13 protein-coding genes are annotated in these 13,178 nt (G+C 72.3%); 4 read left to right on the top strand and 9 right to left on the bottom strand.

The window, feature by feature from the left end:
* Nucleotides 1–97 precede the first annotated feature (97 nt).
* From KZQ38_RS06805 to KZQ38_RS06820, 4 genes are read left to right on the top strand one after another with little or no spacing between them, the layout of a single operon-like run.
* The gene (locus KZQ38_RS06805) at nt 98–1,309 is read left to right on the top strand and encodes an ABC transporter ATP-binding protein (protein WP_219439706.1); all 1,212 of its coding nucleotides are present in this window, start codon (nt 98–100) and stop codon (nt 1,307–1,309) included.
* Nucleotides 1,306–2,607: an ABC transporter substrate-binding protein gene (locus KZQ38_RS06810; protein WP_219439708.1), complete on the top strand. Its 1,302-nt coding sequence runs from the start codon at nt 1,306–1,308 to the stop codon at nt 2,605–2,607. Before KZQ38_RS06805 ends, KZQ38_RS06810 begins: the two co-directional genes overlap by 4 nt.
* Nucleotides 2,604–3,917 carry a carbohydrate ABC transporter permease gene (locus KZQ38_RS06815; RefSeq protein ID WP_219439710.1) on the top strand — a complete coding sequence of 438 codons (1,314 nt, stop codon included), beginning with the start codon at nt 2,604–2,606 and terminating at the stop codon, nt 3,915–3,917. Before KZQ38_RS06810 ends, KZQ38_RS06815 begins: the two co-directional genes overlap by 4 nt.
* The gene (locus KZQ38_RS06820) at nt 3,914–4,801 is read left to right on the top strand and encodes a carbohydrate ABC transporter permease (protein ID WP_308258280.1); all 888 of its coding nucleotides are present in this window, start codon (nt 3,914–3,916) and stop codon (nt 4,799–4,801) included. Before KZQ38_RS06815 ends, KZQ38_RS06820 begins: the two co-directional genes overlap by 4 nt.
* Before the next feature lie 115 nt (nt 4,802–4,916).
* On the opposite strand, the gene KZQ38_RS06825 is transcribed toward KZQ38_RS06820, so the two are convergent.
* From KZQ38_RS06825 to KZQ38_RS06865, 9 genes are all read right to left on the bottom strand, one after another.
* Complete coding sequence (locus KZQ38_RS06825) at nt 4,917–5,132, bottom strand: phosphopantetheine-binding protein (protein WP_219439712.1); 216 nt, start codon at nt 5,130–5,132, stop codon at nt 4,917–4,919.
* Nucleotides 5,129–5,773 (bottom strand): isochorismatase family protein, encoded by a 645-nt coding sequence (locus tag KZQ38_RS06830; protein WP_219439714.1) that lies wholly within the window; start codon nt 5,771–5,773, stop codon nt 5,129–5,131. The genes KZQ38_RS06825 and KZQ38_RS06830 overlap by 4 nt, the downstream gene beginning before the upstream one ends.
* A gap of 1 nt (nt 5,774) precedes the next feature.
* Nucleotides 5,775–7,382: a (2,3-dihydroxybenzoyl)adenylate synthase gene (locus KZQ38_RS06835; RefSeq protein WP_219439716.1), complete on the bottom strand. Its 1,608-nt coding sequence runs from the start codon at nt 7,380–7,382 to the stop codon at nt 5,775–5,777.
* Nucleotides 7,379–8,500 carry an isochorismate synthase gene (locus tag KZQ38_RS06840; RefSeq protein WP_257900950.1) on the bottom strand — a complete coding sequence of 374 codons (1,122 nt, stop codon included), beginning with the start codon at nt 8,498–8,500 and terminating at the stop codon, nt 7,379–7,381. The genes KZQ38_RS06835 and KZQ38_RS06840 overlap by 4 nt, the downstream gene beginning before the upstream one ends.
* A 3-nt stretch (nt 8,501–8,503) precedes the next feature.
* The gene (locus KZQ38_RS06845) at nt 8,504–9,238 is read right to left on the bottom strand and encodes a 2,3-dihydro-2,3-dihydroxybenzoate dehydrogenase (RefSeq protein WP_219440371.1); all 735 of its coding nucleotides are present in this window, start codon (nt 9,236–9,238) and stop codon (nt 8,504–8,506) included.
* A gap of 120 nt (nt 9,239–9,358) precedes the next feature.
* Entirely contained in the window at nt 9,359–10,399 is a 1,041-nt protein-coding gene (locus KZQ38_RS06850) for a FecCD family ABC transporter permease (RefSeq protein ID WP_219439718.1), read from the bottom strand.
* A complete protein-coding gene (locus KZQ38_RS06855) occupies nt 10,396–11,385 on the bottom strand; it encodes a FecCD family ABC transporter permease (protein ID WP_219439720.1) in 990 nt (329 codons plus the stop codon). Before KZQ38_RS06855 ends, KZQ38_RS06850 begins: the two co-directional genes overlap by 4 nt.
* The gene (locus tag KZQ38_RS06860) at nt 11,379–12,143 is read right to left on the bottom strand and encodes a hypothetical protein (protein ID WP_219439722.1); all 765 of its coding nucleotides are present in this window, start codon (nt 12,141–12,143) and stop codon (nt 11,379–11,381) included. Before KZQ38_RS06860 ends, KZQ38_RS06855 begins: the two co-directional genes overlap by 7 nt.
* 15 nt (nt 12,144–12,158) lie before the next feature.
* On the bottom strand, nt 12,159–13,118 hold the full coding sequence (locus KZQ38_RS06865) for an ABC transporter substrate-binding protein (protein WP_219439724.1): 960 nt from the start codon (nt 13,116–13,118) through the stop codon (nt 12,159–12,161).
* Nucleotides 13,119–13,178 lie beyond the last annotated feature (60 nt).

A 13,178-nucleotide genomic window follows, 5' to 3' on the forward strand; every position in this document is an offset into this window, starting at 1 on the left:
ACTACTGTCTGCTCCACCGTAATCCCGGGTGTCGCGGCTCGCACCCGCGACGTGGCCGACCGGGTCGGAGCCGGCCCGGACGCGACGAGGAGCAGGCGTGGCGGAAGTCGTTCTGAGCGGTCTCGGCAAGGTCTACGTCGACGGCACCCGCGCGGTCGACGACCTCAACCTGGAGATCCGGGACGGGGAGTTCCTGGTGCTGGTGGGACCTTCCGGGTGCGGCAAGACCACCGCCCTGCGGATGATCGCGGGACTGGAGAGCGTGAGCGAGGGGTCGATCCGGATCGGCGAGCGGACCGTCAACGACGTGCCGTCGCGGGACCGGGACGTGGCCATGGTGTTCCAGTCCTACGCGCTCTACCCGCACCTGGACGTCTACGACAACATCGCGTTCGGGCTGACCCTGCGCAAGCTGCCCAAGGACGAGATCGACCGGCGGGTGCGCGAGGTCGCCGAGGTGCTGGAGCTGCACGAGCACCTGGACCGCAAGCCCCGCAACCTGTCCGGCGGCCAGCGGCAGCGGGTCGCGATGGGGCGGGCGATCGTCCGCGCTCCCCGCGCCTTCCTGATGGACGAGCCGCTGTCCAATTTGGACGCCAAGCTGCGCGTGCAGATGCGTGCGCAGATCGCCCGCATACAACGAGACCTCGGCGTCACCACTGTCTACGTCACGCACGACCAGACCGAGGCGATGACGCTCGGCGACCGCGTGGCCGTGATGAAACGCGGTGTGCTGCAACAGGTCGGGCCACCGCAGGAGCTGTACGACCGCCCGGTGAACCTGTTCGTCGCCGGGTTCATCGGCTCGCCCGGCATGAACCTCGTGACGGCCCGGCTCGACCGCGACGACGACGGGCGCCACTGGCTCACGGTCGGCACGGACGCCTTGCTGCTGCCCGATTCCGTGCTGCTGTCGCGGCCCGCGCTGGCCGGGTACGCGGGCCGCGACGTGGTGCTCGGCATCCGCCCCGAGGACATGGAGGACGCCGCGCTCGCCGACGCGGGCGAGGGTTCGATCCTGCACTCGGTGGCCGACCTGGTGGAGGCGATGGGATCGGACGTGCTGGTGCACTTCCCGGTCGACGCCGCGCCGGTGGTCACCGAGGACACCAGGGCGCTGGCCGAGGACGACGGCACCGCGACGCTGCCCAAGGGCGGCGGTGTGGTGCTGGTCGGCCGGTTCTCGCCCCGGACGCACACCTACGAGGGTCAGCCGGTGGCGGTGTGGGTGGACACGTCCCGGCTGCACTTCTTCGACCCGGCCACCGGGTTGTCCGTGTGGACCGACAAGTCAGGAGGGCAGCGATGAACCGCTTGAAGGTGACCGCCGCGCTGGCGGCGGTGATCGCGATGCTGACCGCGTGCTCCGGCGGCACCACCGCCGGCGCGGGTGACGGGCCGCTGGCCGGGCAGACGGTGGAGGTGGTCGGCACGTGGTCGGGCGACGAGCAGCAGCGGTTCGAGCAGGTGTTGCGCGTCTTCGAGGACAAGACCGGCGCCGACGTCCGCTACACGCCCGCGGGTGACGAGTTACCCACCGTCCTCCAGACCCGCGTGCAGGGCGGCACACCGCCGAACGTCGCCCTCGTCGCCCAACCCGGCCTGGTGCGACAACTCGCGCGGGCCGGTGCGCTCAAGGCCGTGTCGGGTGACGTCGAAAAGGCCGTCACCGAGCACAACGCCGGGGTGTGGAAGAAGCACGGCACGGTCGACGGCAAGCTGTACGGCGTCTACTTCAAGGCCGCCAACAAGTCCGCCATCTGGTACCGCGGCGATGCTCTCGACGAGATCGGCGCGCAGCCGCCGCGGACGTGGGAGGACTTCCTCGCGGTGGGCCGCGCGGTGGCCGACACCGGGCAGGCCGCGGTGTCCGTCGGCGGTGCGGACGGTTGGACGCTGACCGACTGGTTCGAGAACGTCTACCTGCGCACGGCCGGACCCGCCGACTACGACAAGCTCGCCACGCACGAGATTCCGTGGACCGACCCGTCCGTGCGCACGGCGCTGAGCAGGCTGGGCGAGTTGTTCGGCGACCCCCGGCTGGTCGAGGGCGGTGGCTCGGGCGCGCTCCAGACCGAGTTCCCCAAGTCGGTGATCAACGTGTTCGGCGAGTCGCCGAAGGCCGCGATGGTGTTCGAGGCCGACTTCGTGGCATCGGTGATCACCACCAACACCAAGGCGAAGGTCGGCGAGGACGCCAAGTTCTTCCGGTTCCCCAGCATCGGCGGCAGCCCGGACTCGGTCGTGGCGGGCGGTGACGTGGCCGTGCAGCTCAAGGACGACCCCGCCACCAACGAGCTGATGGCGTTCCTGGCGTCACCGGCCGCGGGCGAGGTGTGGGCGCGGCTCGGTGGTTTCCTGTCGCCCAACAAGGGCATCCCGGCCGACAGCTACCCCGACGAGGTGACCCGCGAGCTGGCCGGGCAGCTCGTCGACGCGGGCGACAACGTGCGGTTCGACATGTCGGACCTCGCGCCCGCCGCTTTCGGCGGCACGAAGGGCGCGGGCGAGTGGAAGGCGCTCCAGGACTTCCTCGCCGACCCGAAGGACGTCGAAGCCGCCGTGCAGCGACTGGAGTCCGAGGCGGCCAAGGCGTACCAGCGGTGACGGTGGCGAAGGCAGGCCGCTTCGCCGTGGACCCGACACCCGGCCGCTCGCCGCGCCAGGCGGTGCCGTTCCTGTTGCCCGCCCTCGTGCTCCTGGCCGCGCTGGTGCTGTACCCGCTGGTGTACTCGCTGGTGCGCAGCTTCTTCGACCGGTCCGGCTCGGCGTTCGTCGGGTTCGGCAACTACGTCGACCTGTTCACCGACGCCCGCACGCTGACCGCGTTCAAGAACAACGTGATCTGGGTGGTCGTCGCACCCGCCGTGGTGACCGGTCTCGGGCTGGTGCTGGCGGTGCTGACCGAGCGCATCCGGTGGGCGACGGCGTTCCGGCTGGTGTTGTTCATGCCGATGGCCATCTCGCTGTTCGCGTCCGGGATCATCTTCCGCCTGGTGTACGAGGAGGACCCGAACCAGGGCGTGGTCAACGCGGTGGCGGTCGGCGTCCACGACCTGTTCTCCGCGCCGTCGCCCTACGCCGGCGCGCGACCTCGCGACGCCGTGGCGTTCGCACCCGCGGAGGGCGGCTTCACGAGCACGTCGACCTACGAGCCGGGGAGCGCGGTTCCCGTACCGCTGGTGGGTTTTCCTCCCGGGCAGGTGGCGAGCGAGGCGTCCGCCGCGACGCAACCCCGTGCGGGCGCTCGGGAACTGCGTGGTGTCGTCTGGCTCGACGTGTCCGTGGGCGGCCGGGCGGGTGCGTTGGACGCCGGTGAGCGCGGGTTGCCCGGCCTCGCCGTGGAAGCACTGCGGGAGGGGCGGGTCGTGGGCCGGGCGACGACCGGCGACGACGGCCGGTTCACCTTCCCCGACCTCGGGGACGGCCGGTACGCGCTGCGGCTGGCGGCGACCAACTTCGCCCTGCCGTTCCGGGGTCTGACGTGGCTCGGCCCGTCGCTGATCACCCCGGTGATCATCTCGTCCTGGATCTGGATCATGACGGGGTTCGCCATCACGTTCATCGCCGCCGGGCTGTCGGCGATCCCCCGGGACGCCCTGGAGGCCGCGCGCGTCGACGGCGCGACGGAGTGGCAGGTGTTCCGCCGCGTCACGGTGCCGTTGCTGTCGCCCGTGCTGCTGGTGGTGTTCGTGACGCTGGTCATCAACGTGTTGAAGGTGTTCGAGCTGGTGTTCGTGATCGCGCCCGGATCGGTGCAGGAGGAGGCGAACGTGCTGGCCCTCCAGATGTGGCAGGTGTCGTTCAACACCGGCGGCGACCAGGGGGTGGGCAGCGCGCTCGCGGTGGTGCTGTTCCTGCTCGTGGCACCGGCGATGTTGTTCAACGTCAGGCGGTTCCGGCGGGAGCGGTCGTGACCGTGGTCGAGGTTTCCGTGGCCGGCTCGCCCCGGCGCGGCGTGCTGTCCCGCCTGGTGTCCCGGCTCGGCGGTGGCGCCGTCCAGGTCGGGTTGGCCCTGGTGGCGTTGTTCTGGCTGGTGCCGGTGCTCGGGCTGCTGGTCGCGTCGCTGCGGGAGGAGTCGGCGAACACCGCTTCCGGGTGGTGGACCGTGCTCACCGCGCCGGCCGAGCTGACCCTGACCAACTACGCCGACCTGGTGCACAACTCGACCGTGCTGCGGTCGTTCCTCAACACGGTCTACATCGCCGTCCCCGCAACGGTTCTGGTGGTGGTCATCGCGGCGCTCGCCGCGTACGGGTTGGCCTGGATCGAGTTCCCGGGCAGGCTGTGGTTGACCACGCTGGTGGTGGGCCTGCTGGTGCTGCCGGTCCAGGTGGCGTTGATCCCGGGGGCCAAGCTGTTCGGCGCGCTGGGGTTGTTCGGGACGATCACCGGGGTAGTGCTGTTCCACGTCGCGTTCGGGCTGCCGTTCGCGATCTTCCTGCTGCGCAACTTCTTCGCCGGCATCCCGCGCGACCTGGTGGAGGCGGCGCGGATGGACGGCGCGCGGGAGTGGGTGGTCCTCCGGCGGGTGGTGCTGCCGATCGCCAAGCCCGCCATCGCGTCGCTGACGATCTTCCAGTTCCTGTGGGTGTGGAACGACCTCCTGGTGGCGTTGGTGTTCGCGGACCAGGACTCGGCGCCGATCACGGTGGCGCTGCGGGCGCAGTTGCGGCAGTTCGGGACGAACATCGACCTGCTGTCGACCGGCGCGTTCCTGTCCATGGTCGTGCCGCTCGCGGTTTTCCTGCTGTTCCAGCGGTACTTCGTGCAGGGTGTGCTGGCCGGGTCCACGAAGTAGCCGGGGGCGGGTGGGCTCGATCCCGTGAGCCCACCCGACTTCCCGGGGGCCAGTCCTCAGCAGGTGGCGTGGTTGGCGGAGGCGGTCCGGGCCGTGCTCCGTCTCGAGGGCGCCCCTAGCGGGACAGGAGGTCTGCCCACGCCGCCACGGTCGGGGTCTCCGCGAGGTCCACGAACGCGATCGACGCGCCGTTCGCGCGCCACGACTCGACCAGCGACATCACCCGCACCGAGTCCAGCCCGTGGTCCAGGAGGTTGTCGTCGTCGGCGATCTCCGCGGGCGCGATGTCGAGCACCGCGGCGATCTGGTTGCGCACGTCGTCCTTGGTCATGCCGCTCCGTTCAGTTCGGTGATCAACCGCGTCGTCGTGGTGGTGACGGCGCAGCGGCCGGCGGCGTAGCGCACCGCCATGTGGTGGTCGTCGGCGGAGAAGTCGGCCACCGCGTCCGCCACGAAGAACGCCTGGATGTCCTGCATGAACGCGTCGGCCGCCGTCATCAGGCAGCCGATGTGGGCGTAGATGCCGGTCACCACGAGCTGGTCGCGGCCGGACGAGTCGAGCAGCGAGCGCAGGTCCGTGCGGTGGAACGCGTTGTAACGCCACTTGGTCATCCGCACGTCACCCGCACCGGGCGCGAGCGCGTCGACGATCTCGGCGTCGTGCGGGTCCGTGCCGATGCCCGTGCCCCACATGTCCAGTTGCAGGCCCCGCTGCTCGGTGCTCTGCCCGCCGGGCTGCGCCGAGTACACGACGGGGATGCCGAGCGCGTGGCAAGTCTGCCGCAGGGCGCGGATGTTCTCGACCAGCTCGACCACCGGCGAGGCGTCCGGGTCGAACGCGCGCAGGAAGTGGTTCTGCATGTCGTGGATCAGCAGCACCGCGCGGGACGGCGCGCAGACCCACTTCACCCGGTTCACGGGCAGGTCCGCGGCAGTGGGCATCGGGTACGGCTCGATGGTCGGCAGCCCCATCTCAACGCGCCTTTCTGAACGTGTCGGCGAGCGCCCGCCGCAGGTCGCGGCGGCTGGTCTTGCCGACCCCGGTGTGCGGAAAGGCGTCCACGACCTCGATGCGGTCGGGGATCTTGTAGGCCGCCAGGCCGCGTTCGCGCAGGAAGGCGCGCAACGCGGGTCCGGTCGGCGGCTGACCGGTGGCGATGACGAACGCGCAGGTCCGCTCACCCAGGTAGTCGTCCGGGATCGCGACCACGGCCGCGTCGTGCACGGCGGGGTGGGCCAGCAGGTGGTTCTCGATCTCCTCGGCGGCCACCTTCTCGCCACCGCGGTTGATCTGGTCCTTGGCGCGGCCCTCCACCACCAGGTGCCCGGACGGCAGGCGGCGCACCAGGTCCCCGGTGCGGTAGAAGCCGTCGGGTGTGAAGGCGACCCGGTTGTGCTCGTCGGCGCGGTAGTAGCCGCGGATCGTGTACGGGCCTCGGGTCAGCAGCTCGCCGACCTCGCCGGGCGCGACCTCCGCGCCGTCCTCGGCCACGACCCGCAGCTCGTCGTCCGGCGAGATGGGCCGGCCCTGGCTGGTGACGACGACCTCCTCCGGGTCGTCGAACCGCGTGTAGTTCACCAGTCCCTCGGCCATGCCGAACACCTGCTGCAACGCGCAGCCCAGTTCGGCGCGGACGCGCCGCGCCGCCTCGGGCACGAACTTCGCACCGCCCACCTGGAGCACCCGCAGGCTGGACAGGTCGTGCTCGTGCCGGGCCGGCGACGCCATCCACTGCAACGCGATCGGCGGCACGACACCCGTGATGTCCACGCGTTCCTTCGCGATCAGCGGGAAAACCACGTCGGGGCTCGGCGCGGGCGCCATGACGATCCGGCCGCCCGCGTGCAGCACCCCCAGGATGCCGGGCGAGGACATGGGGAAGTTGTGCGCGACGGGCAGGGCCACCAGGTACGCGGTGTCCTGGTCCAGCCCGCAGATGTCGGCGCTCTCCCGGACGCTGTAGAGGTAGTCGTCGTGGGTGCGCGGGATCAGCTTGGGTATGCCCGTGCTGCCACCGGAGAGCTGGAGGAACGCCACGTCGCCCGCCCGCACCTCCGGCAGCTCGCCCTCGGCCACCGGCACGTCCGCGAGCGCCGTGTGCTCGCCCGGGTCGCCGTGCACGAAGACGTGCCGCAGCCCCGTTTCCGCACGCACCCGGGTGGCGAGCGCCCGGAAGTCGAAGCCGCCGACCGAGTCCGCCACCACGTACCCGACCGCGTCGGTGATGCCGCAGAACGCGGAGATCTCCGCGAACCGGTGCGACGGCAACGCGAACACCGGCAGCGCGCCCGCGCGGAACAACCCGAACACGACGGCCGCGTACTCCGCCACGTTGGGCAGCTGCACGACCACCCGGTCGCCCGGTCGGATGCCACGCGCCAGGAAGCCCCGCGCGGTGCGGGAAGCACGCTCGTCCAGCTCCCGGTACGTCCAGCGGCGCTCGCCGTCGACCACGGCGACCCGGTCGCCGTACCGCGCGGCCCGCGCGGCGAGGAAGTCGCCGAGCGTTTCACCGACCCAGTACCCGGCTTCCCGGTACCGGCGGGCGAACTCGGCCGGCCACGGCGTCCAGTCGTTCACGCCGACTCCTTCAGTCCCAGCGCACCCAGGAAGGTGCGGAACTTGGCGCTGGTCTCCGCCAGCTCGTCCTCCGGCGTGGAACCGGGCACCACGCCCGCGCCCGCGTACAGCCGCAACGTGCGGTCGGCGACCTCGCCGCACCGGATGGCCACGATCCACTCGCCGTCGCCCCGGTCGTCGGTCCACCCGACCAGACCCGTGTAGAAGCCCCGGTCGAACGGCTCCAGCTCGCCGATCAGGTTCCGCGCGGCGTCCGCGGGCACCCCGCACACGGCGGGCGTCGGGTGCAGCGCGGTCGCCAGGTCCAGCGCCGACGCGTTCTCGTCCCGCAGCACGCCGGTCACCTTGGTCGACAGGTGCCACATGGTCCGGGTGGGCAGGAGTTCCGGCTGGGCGGGCACGTTCAGCTCGCGGCAGAACGGGGCCAGCCCGTCCGCCACCGCGCCGACCACCAGCGCGTGCTCACGCAGGTCCTTGCGGGAGGACAGCAGTTCGGTGGCGTTGCGGCCGTCCTGCTCGGGTTCGGTGCTGCGCGGGCGGGAACCCGCCAGCGGGTTGGACACGACGGCGCGGCCGGTGCGGCGGAGCAGCAGCTCCGGGCTGGTGCCGATGAGCGTGCTGCCGCCGAGGTCGGCGGCGAAGGTGTAGCCGCGCGGGTCGCGGGCGGCGAGCGCGGCGAGCACCTGGCACACGTCGATCGGCTCGGCGGCGGTCAGGTCGAGCGCACGCGCCAGCACGACCTTGCTCAGCCCGCCACCCGCCATCAGCTCCAGCGCCCGCCGCACGCCCGAGGTGTAGGACTCGGTGTCGGTGCGCTGGTCCAGCCACCGCCCGCCGGGTGTCGGCCGGGCGGGCAGCGACACCGTGTGCAGGGGCGCGCCGCGGTGGACCACGCGCGGCACCGTGAGCCGGGAGGGCACGTCCGGCCGGAACGGCAGCGCGCCCACCACGACCTCGCCGTGCTCCAGGGGTGCGGCGAGCGCCGCGCCGGCCTCCGCGGCGGCGAGGACGCCGGTGGGCGAGGCGAAGAAGAACCCGCCCTCCCGGTAGGTGTCCAGACTCGGCGGGGCGCTGGGTGTTTCGGCGGCTAGCACCGGGTTGCTCCGTTCGCTGTTCATGGCTCAGGCGCGCAGTGTCGCGCCGCCGTCCACGTAGAGGTTCTGCATGGTGATGTGCCGCGCCCGGTCGGACACCAGGAACAGCACGGCGTCGGCGATGTCCGCCGGGTCGGCGATGCGGCCCAGCGGGATGCCGACGCGGAAGCCGGCCGGGTCGCCCGCGATCACGCGGGCGGGCCCCTCGTCGTCGGTCCACAGCGCCCGCTGCATCTCGGTGTCGGTCGAGCCGGGCGAGACGACGTTGCACCGGATGCCGTGCTCGGCCAGCTCCAGCCCGAGGCAGCGGGTGAACATGGTGGTCGCGGCTTTCGAGGCGGCGTACGCGCCCATGTCGGCACGCGGCACGCCGGACGCGTTGGACCCGACCGTCACGATGACGCCCGCGCGTCGCGGCGCCATCCGCCGCGCGACGGCCCGGGACACGTGGAACACGCCGTCGGTGTTGACGGCGAACGTCCGCCGCCAGTCCTCGTCGGTGGTGTCCAGGATGCGGCCCATGCGCAGCACACCCGCGACGTTCACCAGGATCGAGATGGGTCCGAGCACGCGCTCCACGTGGTCCACGACTTCTTCCACGCTGTCCACATCGGACACATCGGCCTCGTGGGCGGCGCCCTTGAGGTCCACGCCGGCGACGATCGCGCCCGCCTCGGTGAGCGCCGCGGCGACGGCCGCGCCGATGCCCCGACCGGCGCCGGTCACGAGCGCGACACGACCCCCGATCCCCTGGTCGACCATGGTGTTGACTCCCCGGTGCGGTGTCGAGGTGGACATCACTCTAGCGTGCGTTTAGGTAAGGCTAACCTACAAGTGTTGTAGCGGACAGTGCTCCTCACGGCGCAGTCGGCCACCGCGCGGTCACCCACGGCCGGACCGCCATTCCCGGTACAGCAGCCACGCGAGGTAGACGCCGCCGACCGCGCCCGTGACGACACCGACCGGCAGTTCGCCCGGCGACGTCAGCCGCTGCGCCACGAGATCGCTGATCAGCAGCAGCGCGCCGCCCAGCAGCCCGGCGGGCACCAGTCCTGGTCCGGGCGAGCCGGTGAGCCGACGCGCCACCTGCGGCGCGACCAGCGCCACGAACGCCACCGGACCGGCGCACGCCGTCGCCACCGCGGTCAACCCGACCGCCGCGACGATCAACACCAGCCGCGTCGGCTCCACCCGCACGCCCAGCGCCGTCGCGCCCTCGTCCCCGATGTCCAGCACCGACAACGCCCGGCTCAGCGCCAGCACCACCGGCACGAGCACCAGCAGCGCCACCGCCATCAGCACGGCCTCCGGCCACCGCCGCTCGTACAGGCTGCCGACGATCCACACCGTCGCCGCCCGCGCGTCGGTCAGCTCCGCCCGCGTCACCAGGTAGTTGTTGAACGCGATGAGCATCGCGCTCACCCCGATGCCGACCAGCACCAGCCGGTACCCGTGCGCGCCTCCCTTGAGCGCCAACAGGTACACCGCCGCCGCCGAGACCAGGCCACCGGCGAACGCGCCGAGCGCGGTCTGCGTCGCGCCGCCGCCGAACAACAGCAGCACCACCACCGCGCCGGTCGACGCGCCCTGCCCGAAACCGACGATGTCGGGGCTGCCCAACGGGTTCCGGGTCAGGCTCTGGAACACCGCGCCCGCCACGCCGAGCGCGATGCCGACCAGCACGGCGGTCAGGGCACGCGGCAACCGGCGGCGCGCCACGAAAAGCTCGGCCATGCGCGTGCTCTCCCCGAACACCGCGCGCACGGCGTCGCCCAGCGGGACGTGGTAGTCGCCGACCACCAGGGCGGTCACCAGCGCGCCCAGCGTGACCACGAGGATCGCGCCGCACACCCACACCGAACGCGCGTGCAGCCGGAACGAGACCCGCCCGTCCAGCAGCCGCACGGAACCGAGTGCCGTCACAGTTGGGCGACCTTCCTCCCGCGCACCAGGGCGATGAACACCGGTGCGCCCAGGAAAGCCGTCACCAGCCCGGCTTCCAGTTCGCTCGGCGGCAGCACGACCCGGCCCACCACGTCCGCGCCCAGCAGCAGGCACGGCGCGAGCAGCGCCGAGTACGGCAGGACCCACCGCTGGTCGGCCCCGACCAGCGACCGCGCGATGTGCGGCACGGTCAGGCCGATGAACGAGAACGGCCCCGCGGCGGCCGTCGCGGCGCCGCACAGCAGCGTGATCGCGGCGGCGGCGGTGAGCCGCACCCGGCCCAGGTTCGCGCCGAGCGCGCGCCCGGTCTCGTCGCCGAGCGCGATCACGTTCAGCGGCCGGGCCAGGAACAGCGCCACCAGGATGCCGACGACCAGGAACGGCGCGACGCGCACCAGCACGTCCATGTCCCGCCCGGCGAGACCGCCGACGATCCAGAACCGGAACTGGTCCAGCGCCTTGTCGTCGGCCAGCTGCACGGCGTAGGTGTAGGCCACCAGCACGGCGCTGATCGCGGTGCCCGCGAGCGCCAGCCGCACCGGCCCGGCCGCCCGCCCGGAACTGCCCAGCCCGTAGACGACCAGCGCCGCGACCGCCGCGCCGCCGAACGCGAACCAGACGTACTCCAGCGGCCCGGTCAGCCCCAGGAACGCGATCGCGGACACCACCGCCGCCGCCGCGCCGCTGTTGACGCCCAGCAACCCGGGGTCCGCCAACGGGTTGCGGGTCAGCGACTGCATCAGCGCGCCGGCCAGGCCGAGCGCCGCGCCGACCAGGACGCCCAGGACGGTGCGCGGCACGCGTTGCTGCGCGACGACCAGCGCGTCGTAGGAGCCGTCCGACGACCACAACGCCTCCAGCACGGTGGACAGCGGCACGGACCGCGCGCCCACCGCGACGCTGAGCAGCGCGCAGCCGACCAGGGCCGCCAGGCACAGCACCAGCCCGGTGGACCGGCTCAGCACGGGTCACCGTCGAGCATGTCGGCGAAGGCCGTGAACAGGTCGGCGTACACCGCGTGGTCGAACGCGTGCCACCGATCGGTCCACAGCTGCGCCCCCGGCACGTCGACCCCCTCGTCGAACACGTACAGCAATTCCACCCCGGGTGGCTTACCGGCCAACGGCCACCGGCCCGGCGGCGCGAGCCGCACGCCCAGTTCCCGGAGCGTCACCAGCCACGGGTACCGGTCCGGGTCCACCACGGTCAACGCGCCGTGCCGGGCGAACGCGAAACCGACCGATCGGGTGGGCCGCCACAACGCGGCCTCCCGCACCCGCCACTTCGCCGCCCGGTACCGGGCGCGTGCCGCTTCCGGCACGGGCGGGCAGCCCAGCGCCGCGGCCAGCGCGCCCGCCTCCGCGAGCAACGCGTCCAGCGACTGGCCGGGCGCCTTGAGGGTCAGGCCGACCGCCGGCGTCGGGCAGTCCGCCAGGCGCTGCAAACCGGCGCCGTGCGTGCGGTCCACCACGAGGTCGGCGTCCAGCAGGAGCGCCGGGTCCGGCTCCGGGTCGTCCACTGTGTCCAGTCGCGTCACGCCACGCGGGTCGAAACCCACGGCCGACAGGCAGTCGTCGGCCGGGTCCTCACCCATCGCGGCGGACACCGGCCGAACACCGGCCGCCCAGAGGGTGGACGTCGCCAGCAGGTCCACCACCGCCACCCGGTCGGGTCGGCGGGGCAGGGTCACGGTGACCCCGCGCCCGTCCGTGTACCGCCACACTCGCCCTCCCCGGGCTTACGCGCCGAGCGCCTTGCGGATGTCGTCCAGCACGATGCCCGCGGCGACCGGGCCGCCGCGCGAGGTCCACGGCACGCCGTCCACGGTCACCACGTGCTTGGCCCGCACGGCCTTGAGCTGAGTCCAGGTCGGGTTGGCCTCGGCCTGCTCGAGCGCCGACGCGCCGTCGGCGTTGAGGGTGCCCAGGAACAGCCAGTCGGCGTCGAGCACGTCGAGCTTCTCCAGGCTCACCGGGTCGGACGGGCCGGTGCCCTCGGTCTGCTGCGCCCGCGGGCGCTTCAACCCGAGGTCGGCGACGATGGTGCTGGCGAAGTGCTGCTGCTGGAGGTAGGTCGGCCCCTGCGGGTTCCACCGGACGAGGCTGACCTCGGCGTTGGCGTTCGCGCCGAGGGAGTCCTTGGTGTCCTTGACCTTCCGGTCGTAGTCCCGGATGACCTCGTCGGCCTTCGCGGACAGGTTCAGCGCGTTCGCGACGCCCTTGAGGCTGGCCTTCCAGTCGTCCTTCACCAGGCTGGTGACCACGGTCGGCGCGATGGCGTTGAGGTCGGCGATCTGCGCCGGGTCCGGCTCGATGAAGTGGCCGTAGAGGATGACGTCCGGCTTCGGGTCGAGCGCGGCGATGGCCTCCAGGTTGGGTTCCACGATCTCGCCGACCAGCTTGACGCCCGGCACCTCGGCCGCCAGGTAGCCCGCGACGCTGTCGCCCTGCCGGGACTTGCTCGCGCCGATCGGCGTGACGCCGAGGGCGATCGCGGCGTCGAGGTCGGTTTCGGCCAGCGCCACCACGTTCTTGGGTTGCGCGGGCAGGGTGACCTGCGCGCCGGTCGCGTCGGTGATGGTGCGCGGGCCTTCCGCGGCCGACGAGGTGGTCCCGGTGTCCGTGCCGCCCCCGCCGCACGCGGTGAGGGTCAGCGTGGCCAACGCCACTGCGGCGAACAGCTTTCTGGTGCGGAACATCGTTCTCCCAATGGGAAGCTGGGCGGGGAAGCAACGGCACCTTACCCAAGATTAGGGCAG

The organism is Saccharothrix obliqua, from assembly GCF_019375475.1.
GTDB classification, from domain to species: Bacteria; Actinomycetota; Actinomycetes; order Mycobacteriales; family Pseudonocardiaceae; genus Actinosynnema; species Actinosynnema obliqua.